Genomic DNA, 15,930 nt, shown 5'->3' with positions numbered 1-15,930 from the left:
CAAGCCACCCCAGGGATTGTCCAGTGGATGGACTATCGTTGGAGCCGATCCAACGCCTCGCCACTGCGCTTGAACCAATCGATCAGATAGTCGGCCAGCACCTGGGTGCGCCTGGGCAGGCCGCCCTGGTACGGATGGACCAGGTACATCGGCATGCGCCGGGTCTGGTAATCGTGCAGCAAATTGCGCAGGCGCCCGTCGGCCAATTCTTCATGCAGCAGGTAGGACGGCAGCCGGGCAATTCCGGCACCGGCCAAGGCCGCTTTTTTCAACAGGCTGTAGTGATTGCTGGCGAACGGCCCGGAGACTCGCACCCGCAGCAGCTCATGCCGTTGGTGGTACAGCCATTCCTCGCGGCCGCTGTAATGGCTGTTGAGCAGGCAACGGTGTTCGGCCAGGGCCTGAGGCGTGTCGGGCTCCCCATGACGCTCCAGGTAGGCCGGGCTGGCACAGGTCATTTCGTGCCAGGCCAATAGCGGCCGCGCCACCAGGCGCTCATCAATGGCGGCATCGGAACGGATCGCCAGGTCGAAACCATCCCGGGACAGGTCGCGGTAGCCGTTGTTGAGCTCCAGTTCGATCTGCACGTCCGGATAGGTGCGGGCAAATTCCGTCAACAGCCCATCAAAGAAGGTTTCACCCAGGGAAACCGGAACCGTCATGCGCACCGGACCGCAAATGTCATCCTTCAACCGGGCCAATGCCTGACGCGCACGCTCCACTTGCACCAGCAATGCCTGGGCCTGGGGCAGCAACGCCGTCCCCGCCGCTGTAAGGCTCAGGCGTCGCGTGGTGCGCTGCAACAGCACCACTGAAAAACGGCTTTCCAACAGACTGATGCGCTTGGACAACTGGCCCTTGCTGCACCCCAACTGCTGGGCGGCCAGGGTAAAGCTGCCCGCCTCGATCAACACGGCGAACGCCGCCAGGTCATCCATTTCGCTCATTGGATTGTTTCCAAATGAAAACCAAAAGTTGCCTATTAGCATGATTATCAGCGTAAAGAACCCCTCTAGACTGAAAACTCGTTCAACCCAATGAGGAATCTCCATGAAAATCCTGTTGATCGGCGCCAACGGCACCATTGGCTCGGCCATCGATAACGAACTGTCGCCGCGCCACGAAATCGTCCGCATCGGCCGCCACAGCGGTGACCTGCAAGTGGACATCAGCGACAGCGCCTCCATCCGTGCCCTGTTCGAAAAGACCGGACGCTTCGATGCACTGGTCTGCGCGGCGGGCAATGTCACCTTCGCCCCCTTGGGCGACATGACGGAGGAAAGCTTTGCCCTCGGCCTGAAAGACAAGCTGATGGGCCAGGTCAACCTGTTGCTGATCGGCCGTGAATATGCCAACGACGGAGCCTCGTTCACCTTCACCACCGGCGTGCTCAGCCATGACCCGATCAAGAGCGGCGCATCGGCGGCCCTGGTCAACGGCGCCCTGGACAGCTTCGTGCGTGCCGCGGCGATCGAGTTGCCTCGGGGGCTGCGGGTCAACTCGGTCAGCCCGAACGTGCTGGTGGAAGCCATGGACAAGTACGCACCCTACTTCCGGGGCTACAAGCCGGTGCCGGCCGCCGACGTCGCCCTGGCCTACGCCAAGAGCGTCGAAGGCCTGCAGAGCGGCCAGACCTTTCACGTAGGTTGAGCCAGGGAAAGCACCTACGGGTTGTGGTGAAGGACCAGTCTGAGTAACGTGGCGACACTTGTCTGGAGACCCAATGATGCGTGCCGCCCGTTCCCTGTTGCTTGTCGCCCTCCTCCCCCTCTTCGCCGCCTGTCAATTGCTCGAAGCACCACGCCAGAGCGCGTCCCATGCGGGCCAGACTCGCATGCAGGGCGAGCTCACGGCGGCCGATGGCAAGCTGCTGTTCCAGCCCTGCCAGGACCAGCGCCGCTTCATCGTCAACGACAGCGGCAGCACCAGTGTGCTGCAGCAGGCCGCCGTCCTGGCCGGAGACCAGGGCAAGCTGTTCGCCGATGTGCGTGGGCGTATCGTCTCCAGTGCCGCGGCCGGCACCGACAGCCAGCTGGACCTCCAGCAGCTGTATCGCCTGGAACGCTCGGGCACATCCTGCGACGACGCCGACTTCAAGCGAATGACCCTGCGCGCCACAGGACACGGCCCTGAATGGTCGCTCCAGGCCGGAGGCAAGGGCCTGGTGCTGGAGCGCGAAGGCCAGCCGACACTGGCAGTGCCTTACGTCGAAGAACAAGTGGGCGACGGCCGCTTCAACCTTGGCACCGAGGCTAATGGCCAGAAAGTCGAACTCTGGGTCACCCCCTCCCGCTGTGTCGACAGCAGCACCGGCAGCGTGCAGCACATGAGCGCCGAATTGCGGGTCAACGGCCAGGTCCAGCGCGGCTGTGCCTATTTCGGTGGGGCACGCGACGACTGAATGGACGGGCAGCTTGTTTTAAGCTCACCGGAATCGGCTTTGCGGCTTATAATCGCCGGTTTGAAGAACGCCCTGGCGCAGTTGTGCGCCCCGCGAACCGGACCCCACCATGTTACGAATCACCGAACTGAAACTGCCGCTCGACCATTGCGAAGAAGACTTGCGCGCCGCCATCCTGCAGCGCCTGGGCATCGCCAGCGATGACCTGCTCGACTTCACCCTGTTCAAGCGCAGCTACGACGCACGCAAGAAATCCTCCGAACTGTGCTTCATCTACACCCTCGACCTGACGGTGCGCGATGAAGCCGGCCTGCTGCGCAAGTTCGCCGATGATCGTAACGTCAACGAAGCACCGGATGTCAGCTACAAGATGGTCGGCCAGGCCCCGGCGGACGTGGGTGAACGGCCGATCGTGGTGGGCTTCGGTCCGTGCGGGATCTTCGCCGCCCTGTTACTGGCGCAGATGGGCTTCAAGCCGATCATTCTCGAGCGCGGTCCGGAAGTTCGCCAGCGCACCAAGGACACCTGGGGCTTGTGGCGCAAAAGCGTACTCAATCCCGAATCCAACGTGCAGTTCGGCGAAGGCGGCGCCGGGACGTTTTCAGACGGCAAGCTCTACAGCCAGATCAAGGACCCGAAATTCCTGGGCCGCAAGGTGCTGCACGAGTTCGTCAAGGCCGGTGCGCCGGAGGAAATCCTTTATGTCAGCAAGCCCCACATCGGCACCTTCCGCCTGACAGGCGTCGTGGAAAACATGCGCGAGCAGATCCGTGCCCTGGGCGGTGAAGTGCGATTCCAGCAAAGGGTGACGGACGTGCTGATCGAGGATGGTCAACTGGTCGGCGTCGAGCTGGCCAGCGGAGAACGTATTCACTCCCGCCACGTGATCCTGGCCCTGGGACATAGCGCCCGGGACACCTTCCGCATGCTCCACAGCCGTGGCGTATACATGGAAGCCAAGCCGTTCTCGGTGGGTTTCCGTATCGAACACCCGCAATCGCTGATCGACAGCGCACGCCTGGGCAAGTATGCCGGCCACCCGAAACTGGGCGCCGCCGACTACAAGCTGGTGCACCACGCCAGGAACGGTCGTTCGGTATACAGCTTCTGCATGTGCCCTGGCGGTACCGTGGTGGCCGCCACTTCCGAGCCGAATCGGGTCGTGACCAACGGCATGAGCCAGTACTCGCGCAATGAACGCAATGCCAACTCCGGCATCGTGGTGGGCATCACGCCGGAGGTGGACTACCCCGGCGGCCCCCTGGCCGGGATCGAATTGCAGGAGCGCCTGGAGTCCCATGCCTTTGTGCTCGGCGGCAGCAACTACGAGGCCCCGGCGCAGCTGGTGGGCGACTTCATTGCCGGCAAGCCGTCCACGGCGTTGGGCAGCGTCGAGCCTTCCTACAAACCAGGGGTCGCCCTGGGTGACCTGGCCCTGGCGTTGCCGGACTTCGCCATCGAAGCCATTCGCGAAGCGCTGCCGGCCTTCGAAAAACAGATCCGCGGTTATTCGCTGCATGACGCCGTACTGACCGGCATCGAAACCCGTACGTCGTCACCGCTGCGCATCACCCGCAACGAATCGTTGCAGAGTCTGAACGTGAAGGGCCTGTTCCCGGCCGGCGAAGGTGCCGGTTATGCAGGCGGGATCCTGTCGGCAGGCGTCGATGGGATCAGGATTGCCGAGGCGGTGGCACGGGATATCCTCGGCCTCGAAGCCTGAGGGGACACTGCTGTTCACTCGAGGCAGCCACAGGCCCCGGTAAACAGCATTACCCTGTAGAAGCGAGCTCGCGATGACGGCCTGGCATTCAACACAGATGTTGACTGATCCACCGCGGTCGCGAGCAAGCTCGCTCCCACAAGGGGCCTGAGGGTTTCAAGATTCAGATATTGGCCCGCAACACACTCTCCGGCAGTGCCGCGCCCCGCTCCACACTCGCTGCCACGGCGTCCATCAGCCCACTCAACTCATACCCCTGTGCCTCGAGCCATGCCGGATCGTAATAAGTGGTGGCGTAGCGCTCCCCTGCGTCACACAAAATCGCCACGATCGACCCCGATTCACCCGCGTCCACCATCTGTTTCGCAGCAATCAGAGCGCCGATCAGGTTGGTGCCGCTGGAGCCACCTACTCGCCGGCCCAGACGTTGCGCCAGGTAATGCATGGCAGCCAGGGACAAGGCATCCGGCACCTTGACCATCGCGTCGATGACCTTGGGCAGGAACGAGGCCTCCACCCGTGGCCGGCCGATGCCTTCGATCCGCGAGCCGCAGTCCAGGCGCAGGCTGGCGTCGCCGCTGCGGTAGAAATCGAAGAACACCGAACGCTCGGCATCGGCACACAGCACCCGGGTGCGATGCTGGCGATAACGTACGTAGCGCCCCAATGTCGCGGTGGTGCCGCCAGTGCCGGGGCTGGAAATCAGCCAGCTCGGCTCCGGATGCCGCTCGAAGCGCATCTGCTGGAAGATCGACTCGGCAATGTTGTTATTGGCCCGCCAGTCCGTGGCCCGTTCGGCGTAGGTGAACTGGTCGATGAAGTGCCCGTCATGCTCACGAGCCAGGCGCTCGGACTCGGCATAGATCTGCGTAGGATCCTCCACCAGGTGGCTTTGGCCCCCGTAGAAGGCAATCTGCGCGATTTTTTCCCGTGAGGTGGTCGCCGGCATCACCGCGATGAAGGGCAGACCCAGCAATCGAGCGAAATAGGCTTCGGAAATGGCCGTCGACCCACTGGACGCCTCGATCACCGGCGCGTCGGGTTTCAGCCAGCCGTTACACAACGCATAGAGGAACAGCGACCGGGCCAGCCGATGCTTGAGGCTGCCGGTGGGATGGCTGGACTCGTCCTTGAAATACAACTCGATACCCGGAAGGCCCGGCAGCGGCAACGGGATCAGATGAGTGTCGGCGCTGCGCTGGAAGTCGGCCTCGATGATGCGAATCGCTTCGCGTGCCCACTGACGGTGGTCGTTCATGTGTGTTCTCACTGGATCGGTTCGACGCGGAGGAAGCCTGACGCTCATGCAGGCACGGCGGGTATCGGAAAAACCAGTCGCAAGCTTAGGAAAAAAGCTACATCGCGCACAGGTACAGCTAAGGTCCAATATGCCTTGTCACTGCCCGAGCGCAACCAGGCGTTGTAACGCCATATAACAAAAAAGAATATAACTTTTGTTTTAACAACTAACACTACGGGTTAGGGTGTGGCCACTTTGATTCGATGAATGGAGAGCGATCTTGCCTCTACGTAACTCCCTGATGCGCTTTTTCCAGCTGGAAGCCGCCAGCGGCCTGCTGTTGATCGCGGCCGCCGTACTGGCCCTGGTCATCAATAACTCACCCCTGTCCTGGCTGTATGGCGGCTTGCTGGATACGCCGGTGGTGGCTCAGGTTGGTGCATTGAAGATCGCCAAGCCGCTGCTGCTGTGGATCAACGACGGGCTGATGGCATTGTTCTTCCTGCTCATCGGCCTGGAGGTCAAGCGCGAGGTCCTCGACGGGCAACTGTCGAAACCCTCGCAGATCGTCCTGCCAGGCGCAGCGGCGATTGGTGGCATGGTGGTGCCGGCACTGATCTACTGGTTCCTCAACCGCGACAACCCGGCGGCCCTTTCCGGCTGGGCGATTCCAACGGCCACCGACATCGCCTTCGCCCTGGGGGTCCTGGCCCTTCTGGGCAAACGCGTACCGGTGTCGCTCAAACTGTTCCTGATGACCCTGGCAATCATCGACGACCTCGGCGCCATTATCATCATCGCGATCTTCTACTCGGGCGCCCTGTCGACCTTGTCGCTGGTGCTGGCGGCGGTTTGCATCGCGGTGCTGGTGGCCATGAACCGCATGGGCGTGATCAAGCTCGCGCCCTACATGGTCGTGGGCCTGGTGCTTTGGGTCTGCGTGCTCAAGAGCGGGGTGCACGCCACCCTGGCTGGCGTCACCCTGGCCTTCTGTATCCCGCTGCGCACGAAAAACGCCGAAACCTCGCCGCTGTTGTCCCTGGAGCATGCCCTGCATCCCTGGGTCGCGTACGGCATCCTGCCGCTGTTCGCCTTTGCCAATGCCGGCCTGTCCCTGAGCGGTGTCACCGTCGAGAGTTTCACCCATCCCGTGCCGATGGGCATCGCCATCGGCCTGTTGCTGGGCAAGACCGTCGGTGTGTTCGGCCTCACCTGGCTGGCGGTGAAAGCCGGTATCGCCGGCCTGCCCGCCGGCGCCAACTGGGGCCAGGTCCTGGGAGTGGCGATCCTGTGCGGCATCGGATTCACCATGAGCCTGTTCGTTGGCTCCCTGGCCTTCGAGCCCGGCGCCAGCCAGTACGCCGGCATGGATCGAATGGGCATCCTCACCGGCTCGATCCTCGCGGCAGTACTGGGTTATGGGGTGACCGCAGCGGCCAGCCGCAAGCACACAACCCTGTCCTGACGCATCCTTGAAGACCGATCGCTACGCCTTTTCGCGGCGTAGCGATCCGTCACCCGGTCGATTCGCCCCCTCAAGATCAGACGTTCAAGCAAAGCAGTCCGACAATACTCGGCAAGCGACCACCGAACGCCCCTGGCCACCGGGTCAGCGTCCGTCCCGCACGGAAAGACCGTGACCTTCGGCCAATTCAACGAAGGGCATAAAAAAACCCCGATCAGTCACCTGATCGGGGTTTTTTCCTTCCCGTTGCGCTTAGTGCGTAACGCGGCTCACACCGTTCACGGTGGCGATACGAACCCGCTCGCCCACACGGAATACTTCGTTTTCCTGAACCTCTTGCACGTAGGCGCGCATGCTACCGTCGTCTTCGCGAACAGTGATTTCCACACCCTGGGTGCGGGTCAGGCCTTCTTCAGTGGCGGAGCCGATCAGGCCACCGGCCACGGCGCCAATCACGGCGGCGACGATACTGCCGCGGCCGCCACCGATGGCGCTGCCGCCCACACCACCGACCACCGCACCGGCGGCACCGCCGATCGGGGTCTTGGTGCCTTCGATCTTGACCGGACGCAAGGCTTCGATGGTCCCCATGCGAATCGTCTGCACGCGACGCGCTTCGTCACGGGAATAGGAGTCACCGGTCAGGCTCGACTGACAACCAGTGAGCAACATCGCCATCGTGGAAAAGGAAGCAACCAGCAAAACAGACTTACGCATAGCATCAGACTCCAAAAGACAGGTAATCATTAAACTCCGCAGCTTGACGCCTGTCACGGCTTCGCCGGGATAAAATTGTTTTCATTCAGGTGGGATACAGGCATACCCGAGAAATTCCACAAAACAGTAGCGCCAATTTACGAAACCTGCGTCGTTGGCCCAAGGATTTCCATGGACTATTTCATCATCGCGGTCACCACGCTCGCCGGTCTGTACTTCCACTGGTGGCTGTACGTACGGATCAAACGCTGGGTAGATCGCGACCTGGCGCTGTCATTGGCAGGGCGGGACGAGGGGAAGAAGGATTACATGCTGCAACAATTGGATCGCGCCCGGGCGCTACGGATCAAGCGCCGGGACCTGCCGCAATGGCTCCAGGCCGCTGCGGCAGATTATCCGGCCCCTACGGGGCCAGACGCTCGCGAGTCCACTGCGTCCCTTCCAGGCGGTAATTGAGTCGATCGTGCAGGCGACTCGGGCGACCTTGCCAGAACTCGATGCGCTCCGGCAGCAGGCGATAACCGCCCCAATGCTCGGGGCAGTGTGGCTGGCTGTCGCTGAAGCGTTGCTCAGTGGCCTTGAGCAAGTCCTCGAGTTCGCCGCGGCCGGCGATCACCCGGCTCTGAGGTGAGGCCCAGGCGCCGAGACGACTGCCCAGCGGCCGCACCTGGTAATAGGCATCCGACTCCTGGGCCGTGACTTTCACCACCCTGCCCTCGATGCGCACCTGACGCTCGAGGGTCGGCCAGAAGAATGTCATGGCCGCGAACGGATTGGCGGCCAGTTGCTGGCCCTTGGCGCTGTCGTAGTTGGTAAAGAAGGTGAAGCCCTGGGCATCCAGTCCCTTGAGCAGCAGGATCCGGCAATGGGGGCGTCCATCCGTGTCCACCGTCGCCAGGGTCATGGCATTGGCTTCCACCGGGGGCTGCTCGGTTTTCACCGCCTCGGCGAACCATTGGTGGAACAGCGCAAACGGCTCGGCCGGGGCTTGCGCCTCGGTCAGGCCATCGCGGGTGTAGTCGCGGCGCATATCAGCCAGCGTTTGGGTCATGGCGCACTCCTTGTGGTTGGCCCGTCACTGCTTGGAAGTATCGGCGGCCGCGACTTTCTTGCTGTCGGTGGCGGCTTTGGCCGGTTCGGGTTTTTTCGCCGGGGTGGCCTTCTTCGCCGGGGCTTTTTTCGCTGGAGCCTTGGCCGCGGCTTTCTTGGCCGGGGCCTTCTTGGCGGCCGGCACCGCAGCCTTCTTCGGTGCTGGCGCCGGGGCCGCAGGCTTGACGTCCTGGGCGGCCACCAGGGTGACCGGTGCGGGAGCCGGCATGTTGTATTTGCCCAGCAGCGCCACCAGCGTGTTCTGTGGCGTGATCAGCAGCTCTACGCGACGGTTCAAGGCGCGCCCTTCGACGCTGTCGTTGGCCGCACGAGGGGCCTCTGAGCCCATGCCACGCAACAGCAGGCGATCGCGCTGCAACCCGCTGAGACGGAAGATCGCCGCCACGGACTGGGCCCGCTCCTGGCTGAGCTTGAGGTTGGCGGGCGCCGCGCCCGACGTGTCGGCATGGCCCAGGACCAGCACGGCGGATTTCGGATCGGCTTCCAGGATCTTCGCCACACGGGTGAACGGGCCGAGAGTCACCGGCAGCAGCATGGCCGGACGATCCGGGTTGAACGAACTGTCCACAGGCGCGGTGACCACCAGCACGTTGTCACGGCGTTCAAGTTCCAGCTTGCTGTCCTTGATCGCGGTGCGCAGCTTGGGCTCATAGTCGTCGAGCCAGGCCTGGGTGATTTTCGGGTCAGGCATTGGCGCCGCCTTCGGGGCTTGCGGTTCCTTGCCGCCGAACGGCCACCACCATTTGCCAGCGCTTTCGGATTCGGTCTTGGCAATGCTGACCGGGGTCTTGGCCTCAGGCTTGGTTTCAGGCTTGACCGCGTCTTTGCTGGCAGGCTCGTCACCTGCCTCGTCAGAGGAGAACGGCCACCACCAATGCGTGGCACTCTCGGCCTTGGCCTGGGGCGCCACGGCTGCCGGCTTCAGCGCAGCCGCCGGAGCTGGAGCTGGCGCCGGGTCTTTGCTCGCTACCTTGTCGGTAGAGCCAAACGGCCACCAGCCACCACCGCCCTCGGCATCATTTTGTGGGTTTTGCGCGCAACCGGTGATAGCGAAGCACAGCGCCAGAGCGAGGGTTTTATTCGATGACATTGGATATCCACAAAATGATGTAAATGAAAAATACAGACCCCAGGCCGGGGCACATAAACAGTCGCTTTGAAACCGAAAGAGACCCTGGGTTCCAGGTCCCCCCCGTCCAGTGACGCTTTATAGACAAGTGGCAAGTACCCTCGCAAGATTCTGCGCGCGCGGGTCCATCAACACGTAGGGCCCGAGGGTGTTCGTCACGAAGCCGAATGCCACGTCATGTTCCGGATCGGCAAAGCCGATGGAGCCTCCGGCACCCGGATGACCGAATGCCCGCGGCCCCAGGCCATAGGTCGCATTCGGCACATCAGGCTGGTCGAGCATGCACCCCAGGCCGAAACGGGTCCGGGTCAGCAATGTCCTGTCGTCGCCAAGGCTGTGCTGGCGGGTCAGCTCATCGAGCATTTCGCCTTCCAACAGACTGCCATCCAGCAAACCGGCATAGAACCCGGCGAGGCTGCGGGCATTGCCATGGCCGTTGGCGGCCGGCTGCTGCATGCGTCGCCACTGCGGCTTGTTGGTGCTGGTCATGATCGATGGTGGATTGGTGAAGGCACGTGTGGTCATGGCTGCAGGTTCACGCATCGTGACCTGCAACAGGCGCTGTGCCGCCGCATCGCCGACGTTGCCCTTGCCACGGGCAATATGGGCCACGCGGTGGAACTCCGTATCGGCCAGGCCCACATGGAAATCCAGGCCCAAGGGCCTTGCCACCCGCGCCACGATGGACTCGCCGGGTCCGCAGCCGTCCGCCCGGCGCAGCAGTTCGCCCACCAGCCAGCCATAGGTGATCGCCGCGTAACCGTGACCGTCGCCCGGGGTCCACCAGGGCGTTTCGGCCGCCAGGGCATCGACCATCGTCTGCCAGTCGTACAGTGCCTCGGGCGCCAGCAATTCACGCAACGCTGGCAGCCCGGCCTGGTGACAGAGCAATTGACGCAGGGTGATGGACTGCTTGCCGGCGGCAGCGAATTCGGGCCAGTACCGGGCAACCGGCGCATCCAGTTGCAGCTTGCCCTCGGCCACCAGTTGCAAGGCGGCGACGGCGGTAAAGGTCTTGGTGCAGGAGAACAGATTGGCGATGGTATCGCTGTGCCAGGCTTCGTCGCCGTCCTTGTCGGCGGTGCCAGCCCAGAGATCGATCACCGTCCGGCCACCGACCTGGATGCACAAGGCCGCGCCGCGCTCCTGGGGATCGTCGAACAGTGCCGCGAACGCTTCACGTACAGCCTCGAACTGAAGCTCATAATGGCCTTGAATCTGCACGCGCAACTCCTTTGAAACAAACACTTTTAGAGTGGCGGGCATTGTTTCAGCCATTGAGGTTTTTGGGAACCGCCACAGGACGGCTGGACACTCTCCTTGTGGCGAAGGGACTTATCCCCTCGCCACAGACAAGCTTCCCGGCCACAAAATGAGGGCGTCAGGAAATCTCCCGCCGGAACGGCGGCAGCGCGTTGAGGATCGCCTTGCCATAGCGCTGGGTCACCAGCCGGCGGTCGAGCAACGTGATGGTGCCGCGGTCCTCTTCGGTGCGCAGCAACCGGCCGCAGGCCTGGACCAGCTTCAGCGAGGCGTCGGGCACGGAGATTTCCATGAACGGGTTGCCGCCGCGGGCTTCGATCCATTCGGCCAGGGCCGCCTCCACCGGATCGTCCGGGACCGAGAACGGGATCTTGGCGATCACCACGTGTTCGCAGTAGGCACCGGGCAGGTCGACGCCTTCGGCGAAGCTGGCCAGGCCGAACAGTACGCTGGAGTCCCCGCCATCGACCCGCGCCTTGTGCTTGTTCAGGGTCTCCTGCTTCGACAGGTTGCCCTGGATGAACACCTGCTTGCGCCAGTCGCGATCCAGGCCATCGAATACGTCCTGCATCTGCTTGCGCGAGGAAAACAGCACCAGCGTGCCCCGGGAGCCCTCCACCAGCTCCGGCAGGTCACGGATGATCGCTGCGGTATGGGCTGCGGCGTCCCGGGGGTCGGCGCGCAGGTCCGGCACCCGCAATACCCCGGCATCGGCGTGATGGAACGGGCTCGGGACCACGGCGGTGACGGCGGTCCTGGGCAAGCCGGCACGCATGCGGAAGCGGTCGAAGGTGCCCAGGGCGGTCAGCGTGGCGGAGGTCACCAGCGCGCCATAGGCCACATTCCACAGGTTGCGACGCAGCATGTCCGCCGCCAGGATCGGGCTGGCGTTGACTTCGATATCGAACAGCGAACCGCTTTCGGCCAGGGTCAGCCAGCGCGCCATGGGCGGATTGTCCTCCGGGTCCTCGGTGGTGAACGCGGTCCACAGTTCCCAGTTGCCCTGGGACCGGGACAACAGGCTGCCGAACAGTGGGTACCACTCCTCGGCCTGATTGCTGGCGATACCGATGTTCACCTCGCCATCCATGCCTTCCTTGAGCAGGTCGGTCAGGCGCGTGAACAGGTCGGTCAGGCGGGCGAAGCCTTTCTTGAGCTCGATGCCCATTTCACGCATGTGCTCGGGAATGACCCCACCGACGAAACGATGCCGTGGCCGCTCCCGGCCCTCGACATCCTCGCCGGGCTTGAAGTCGGCCACCTGCTCGCAGGCGGTGAACATGAACTGCTGGTTCGTCTTGATCTCCCGCGCCAGTTCCGGCACCTGCTCGATGAACTTGCCCAGGTCCCCCGGCAAGGGGTGCTGGGCCAGCAGCTTGGTGAGGTTCTTGGCGGTGCTTTCCAGCCAGTCGGCGGTGGAACGCAGCCGGGTGTAATGGGCGAAGTGGCCGATGGCCTTGTCCGGCAGGTGATGCCCTTCGTCGAACACGTAAACGGTGTCGCGCGGATCCGGCAACACGGCGCCGCCCCCCAGGGCCAGGTCGGCCAGGACCATGTCGTGGTTGGTGACGATCACATCGACCTTGCCCATGCCTTCACGGGCCTTGTAGAAGGCGCACTGGCCGAAGTTGGGGCAGTGGCGATTGGTGCATTGGCTGTGGTCGGTGGTCAGCCGGGCCCAGTCGGCATCTTCCAGGGTCGTGGGCCAGCTGTCGCGGTCACCGTCCCACTTATTGCCGGCCAGTTTCTCGATCATGCTGGTGAACAGCTTCTGGCTGGCTTCATCGACCTCGATCTTGAAGCCTTCCTCCTCGAACAACTGGGCCGTGGCGGTCTGCGCCTGGCCTTCCTGCAGCAGCATGTCCAGTTTGGACAGGCACATGTAGCGCCCACGCCCCTTGGCCAGCGCGAAACTGAAGTTCAGGCCGCTGTTGCGCATCAGGTCGGGCAGGTCCTTGTAGACGATCTGCTCCTGCAGGGCCACCGTGGCCGTGGCGATCACCAGGCGCTTGCCGGCGGCCTTGGCCGTGGGGATCGCAGCCAGGCTGTAGGCGACGGTCTTGCCGGTACCGGTACCGGCCTCCACCGCCACGACGGCGGGCTCGCCACTGCGCCGGCCTTCATCGTCGGTGTCGATGTCACCCAGGACTTTCGCCACTTCGGCGATCATCAGGCGCTGGCCATAACGCGGCTTGAGGCTCTTGGCTTCGAGAAAACGCGAATAGGCGCCCTGGATCGTGGTTTTGAGTTCGTTGCTGATCATGGATGGTCGGGCGCTAAAAAACGCTGGATAAATTTTCAGTGGTTCGGATCGGCGGCTATCATACCCCGCTAATGAATCCCGCGCAGAACGGAGTAACTCAATGACACCCTTTGCCTTCATCTACACCCTGCATCTACTGGCGGCCCTGGTCTGGGTCGGCGGGATGTTCTTTGCCTGGATGATCCTGCGCCCCGCCGCGATGACGGCCCTGGAAGGTCCCGCCAGGCTCGGGTTGTGGGTCGAAGTGTTTCAACGTTTTTTTGTCTGGGTCTGGATCGCGGTGGTGCTTTTGCCGATCAGCGGTACGGGCCTGATCCATATGCGCTTCGCCGGGTTCGAAACCGCGCCGCGCTATGTGCAGGTCATGATGGGCCTGTACGTGGTGATGACGGCACTGTTCATTCGTATCCAGACCTTGCAGTTGCCCCCGTTGCGCAAGGCCGTGGCCGCCCAGGACTGGCCGGCGGGCGCCGCAGCATTGGGCAAGATCCGACGATTGGTCGGCATCAACCTGCTGATCGGGCTGTTGGTGGTGGCGATCGGCGCGGCGCGGCCAATGTTCTGAGGATGTAGGGCCAGCCCTGCGAGGGCGGGCCCACTGGCGATCTTATGTTCAGAACCGCTGCACGGTCAGCGTTCCAGCCGCGCCGGCAGGCCCCGGCTGGCCGTCGAGGCCAGGGCGGCCACTCTTGCCGCCATCGGCGGTATAGACCAGGCATCCCTTGGCCTTGCCACCGGCACCGGGCTTGCCGCCAGGCCCTGGCGCACCACCCGCTCCGCCGTCCACCATTACCTTGATCTGCCCGTCGGGGTACTCGCGGGGCAATTCGAGACGCACCTGGGCTCCGGCCGCGCCTGGCTGGCCGTCGCCGCCGTTGCTGCCATCGGCACCGCGTCCGGCCGAACCCCACGTGCATCCCGGCGCCTGCCCGTTGGCGCCATCGAGGCCCACATAACCCGGCGCACCGGTGCCACCGCGCGCATCCACCGAGAGCAGCGGCGCCTGCAGGGCGTTGAAACGCAGGTTGAGGTTGCGCCCCGGCCGTGCTGCCTTGGTGTACGTTCCCGGTGCACCACGGGAGGTGATCTGGCTGCCATCGGCCAGTTCAGCCTGGCTCACCTTCATTTCCAGGGGCTGCTGCGCCGGCACGATGGCGATCCGTGCCTCGCGGCCCAGGTGCAATTGGCCGATGGTCAGTTGAGTCACGTTCGAGGGCACCAGCAAAGTGCCGTAATCAGCCACGTCCAAGCGTTCCAGGCTCAGGACACTGGTCGTGTTGGGCAGGCGCATCAACGAATGGCTTTCTACCTGGAGATCCTGGGCAGAAGCCCACGGGCAGACGAGTGCGGCGAGCAGACACAATTTACGCATGGGAAGCCTCTGCGGCGGTCGGAAGGGTTTGCAGATGGAAGATGCCGAACAGCAGCACCCTGAGCCGTTCACGGCCAGGAGCGGGCAGGCCACGGAAACAGGCCCTGAACAGCAGCAATTCCAGCAGATGCAGCGCCAGCAGCAGCGCCCCGGCAAGGTTGACCAGCAGATGCAGCGGATAGATGAACGGCAGGACCAGGTTGGTCAGTACCACCAGCCAGAACAGCAGGGTCAGCAAGCGCCCCAGTCCCCAAAACACCTTCATATGCCCCCCGGTGAGCATTGTTCTTTGCAGCCACAGTAACGGCTTGCGCGCAGGTTAAGCCAGAGGCCGGGGAAAATTTAATCGTCGTGACACAGGAAGTAGCCGTGGCGAGGGAGCGGGCCCCCTCGCCTCAGGCTTTCAACGGTTTATCTTGATTTCCGTGCGACGGTTCATGGCCCGTCCTTCGGCCGTCTGGTTGTCGGCCACCGGCTGGCTCTCGCCGGCACCGGACACCGAGACGAAGCTGGCACGAGGTACGCCGCTTTCCACCAGGTATTGCACCACCGAATTGGCCCGTTTTTCCGACAACCGCTGGTTATAGGCCGTGTTGCCGACACTGTCGGTATGACCGGTCACCCGCAGTTGCGCAGTGGACGATTCCTGCTTCAGACGGCTCGCCACATCGCTCAGCACTTGCTTGTCGGTGGCGGTGAGCGTGGCCTTGTCGAATTCGAAGTGCACATCGCGGATCACGATGGTTTCTTCCTTGACCACCACGGGCTCTTGCGCCATCGGCGCTGGCGCTGGCGGCGGGCAACCGTCGGCATCGACCTGCACGCCCTTGGGGGTGCCAGGGCACTTGTCGCGACTATCCGGCACACCATCGCCGTCCTCGTCGCCGTCGCCATGGGCCCAGCACCAGGCCCCAGCCACCGTACCGGCCACCAGCGCACCAGGACCGATCCAGGAACTGCTTTCGATGGCGCCCAACCCGGCGCCGACGACACCGCCCGTGGCCGCACAGATCGGCCAGTCGGTTTTTTGCAAACCTGCGCAACCAGTCAACACACTGGTAAGCAGAACCAGGGGTAACGCTGTCCGAACTATGCTCATTGGTTTTTTCTCCTTGAGGAATCGGCTTTGCACCGATTCAGGGGAGTAAAGACCCGAGTCCGGATCCGCGCCAGCCCGGGGCCATCGCGGGTTTCGCCCCGTGTTTACAGCCGTTTGCCTGTTTTGCGCGCAAACCGCTCTAGGCCAG

At 63.3% G+C, this 15,930-nt stretch carries 16 protein-coding genes; 6 read left to right on the top strand and 10 right to left on the bottom strand.

Features of this window, described 5'->3' with window-relative positions:
- Positions 1 to 32: 32 nt before the first annotated feature.
- The gene (locus tag BT179_RS22335) at positions 33 to 947 is read right to left on the bottom strand and encodes a LysR family transcriptional regulator (RefSeq protein ID WP_072387727.1); all 915 of its coding nucleotides are present in this window, start codon (positions 945 to 947) and stop codon (positions 33 to 35) included.
- Positions 948 to 1,050: 103 nt separating this feature from the next.
- On the opposite strand from BT179_RS22335, the gene BT179_RS22330 reads away from it, so the two are divergent.
- From BT179_RS22330 to BT179_RS22320, 3 genes are all read left to right on the top strand, one after another.
- Complete coding sequence (locus BT179_RS22330) at positions 1,051 to 1,650, top strand: short chain dehydrogenase (RefSeq protein WP_072432226.1); 600 nt, start codon at positions 1,051 to 1,053, stop codon at positions 1,648 to 1,650.
- Positions 1,651 to 1,726: 76 nt separating this feature from the next.
- Positions 1,727 to 2,401: a hypothetical protein gene (locus tag BT179_RS22325; protein ID WP_072388718.1), complete on the top strand. Its 675-nt coding sequence runs from the start codon at positions 1,727 to 1,729 to the stop codon at positions 2,399 to 2,401.
- A gap of 109 nt (positions 2,402 to 2,510) precedes the next feature.
- Positions 2,511 to 4,124 carry an NAD(P)/FAD-dependent oxidoreductase gene (locus BT179_RS22320; RefSeq protein WP_072432225.1) on the top strand — a complete coding sequence of 538 codons (1,614 nt, stop codon included), beginning with the start codon at positions 2,511 to 2,513 and terminating at the stop codon, positions 4,122 to 4,124.
- Positions 4,125 to 4,287: 163 nt separating this feature from the next.
- Here BT179_RS22320 and BT179_RS22315 read toward each other — a convergent pair whose 3' ends face one another.
- The gene (locus tag BT179_RS22315; RefSeq protein WP_072432224.1) at positions 4,288 to 5,382 is read right to left on the bottom strand and encodes a PLP-dependent cysteine synthase family protein; all 1,095 of its coding nucleotides are present in this window, start codon (positions 5,380 to 5,382) and stop codon (positions 4,288 to 4,290) included.
- A gap of 262 nt (positions 5,383 to 5,644) precedes the next feature.
- Between BT179_RS22315 and nhaA the strand changes: the two genes are divergently transcribed.
- The gene (nhaA, locus tag BT179_RS22310; protein WP_072387735.1) at positions 5,645 to 6,829 is read left to right on the top strand and encodes a Na+/H+ antiporter NhaA; all 1,185 of its coding nucleotides are present in this window, start codon (positions 5,645 to 5,647) and stop codon (positions 6,827 to 6,829) included.
- A gap of 252 nt (positions 6,830 to 7,081) precedes the next feature.
- Here the strand turns inward: nhaA and BT179_RS22305 are convergent, their stop codons facing one another.
- Complete coding sequence (locus BT179_RS22305) at positions 7,082 to 7,546, bottom strand: outer membrane lipoprotein (protein ID WP_053153052.1); 465 nt, start codon at positions 7,544 to 7,546, stop codon at positions 7,082 to 7,084.
- A gap of 171 nt (positions 7,547 to 7,717) precedes the next feature.
- On the opposite strand from BT179_RS22305, the gene BT179_RS22300 reads away from it, so the two are divergent.
- Positions 7,718 to 8,002, top strand: a complete 285-nt coding sequence (locus BT179_RS22300) for a hypothetical protein (protein ID WP_072432223.1) — start codon at positions 7,718 to 7,720, stop codon at positions 8,000 to 8,002.
- Here BT179_RS22300 and pdxH read toward each other — a convergent pair.
- The 4 genes from pdxH to dinG form a co-directional block, all read right to left on the bottom strand.
- Positions 7,950 to 8,597 carry a pyridoxamine 5'-phosphate oxidase gene (gene pdxH / locus BT179_RS22295; protein WP_072432222.1) on the bottom strand — a complete coding sequence of 216 codons (648 nt, stop codon included), beginning with the start codon at positions 8,595 to 8,597 and terminating at the stop codon, positions 7,950 to 7,952. The two genes, BT179_RS22300 and pdxH, sit on opposite strands and share 53 nt — an antisense overlap.
- Before the next feature lie 24 nt (positions 8,598 to 8,621).
- Positions 8,622 to 9,746, bottom strand: coding sequence for an OmpA family protein (locus tag BT179_RS22290; protein WP_072432221.1), 1,125 nt, complete (start codon positions 9,744 to 9,746; stop codon positions 8,622 to 8,624).
- A gap of 117 nt (positions 9,747 to 9,863) precedes the next feature.
- Positions 9,864 to 11,009, bottom strand: coding sequence for a serine hydrolase domain-containing protein (locus tag BT179_RS22285; RefSeq protein WP_072432220.1), 1,146 nt, complete (start codon positions 11,007 to 11,009; stop codon positions 9,864 to 9,866).
- A 157-nt stretch (positions 11,010 to 11,166) separates the two neighbouring features.
- Entirely contained in the window at positions 11,167 to 13,311 is a 2,145-nt protein-coding gene (gene dinG, locus BT179_RS22280) for an ATP-dependent DNA helicase DinG (RefSeq protein WP_072432219.1), read from the bottom strand.
- Between the two features lie 100 nt (positions 13,312 to 13,411).
- On the opposite strand from dinG, the gene BT179_RS22275 reads away from it, so the two are divergent.
- Positions 13,412 to 13,876, top strand: coding sequence for a CopD family protein (locus BT179_RS22275; RefSeq protein ID WP_072432218.1), 465 nt, complete (start codon positions 13,412 to 13,414; stop codon positions 13,874 to 13,876).
- A gap of 48 nt (positions 13,877 to 13,924) precedes the next feature.
- Here the strand turns inward: BT179_RS22275 and BT179_RS22270 are convergent, their stop codons facing one another.
- The 3 genes from BT179_RS22270 to BT179_RS22260 form a co-directional block, all read right to left on the bottom strand.
- Positions 13,925 to 14,683, bottom strand: a complete 759-nt coding sequence (locus BT179_RS22270) for a collagen-like triple helix repeat-containing protein (protein ID WP_072387752.1) — start codon at positions 14,681 to 14,683, stop codon at positions 13,925 to 13,927.
- The gene (locus BT179_RS22265) at positions 14,676 to 14,948 is read right to left on the bottom strand and encodes a DUF1145 domain-containing protein (protein WP_072387754.1); all 273 of its coding nucleotides are present in this window, start codon (positions 14,946 to 14,948) and stop codon (positions 14,676 to 14,678) included. The genes BT179_RS22270 and BT179_RS22265 overlap by 8 nt, the downstream gene beginning before the upstream one ends.
- A gap of 138 nt (positions 14,949 to 15,086) precedes the next feature.
- Positions 15,087 to 15,782, bottom strand: a complete 696-nt coding sequence (locus tag BT179_RS22260; RefSeq protein ID WP_072387756.1) for a PA1041 family peptidoglycan-binding anchor lipoprotein — start codon at positions 15,780 to 15,782, stop codon at positions 15,087 to 15,089.
- Between the last annotated feature and the right edge of the window lie 148 nt (positions 15,783 to 15,930).

It is taken from the genome of Pseudomonas sp. NFACC43 (genome assembly GCF_900119645.1).
Taxonomy (GTDB): Bacteria; Pseudomonadota; Gammaproteobacteria; order Pseudomonadales; family Pseudomonadaceae; genus Aquipseudomonas.
The sequence above is the reverse complement of the archived record's forward strand: the minus strand, read 5'-3'. Positions and strand labels throughout refer to the sequence as shown.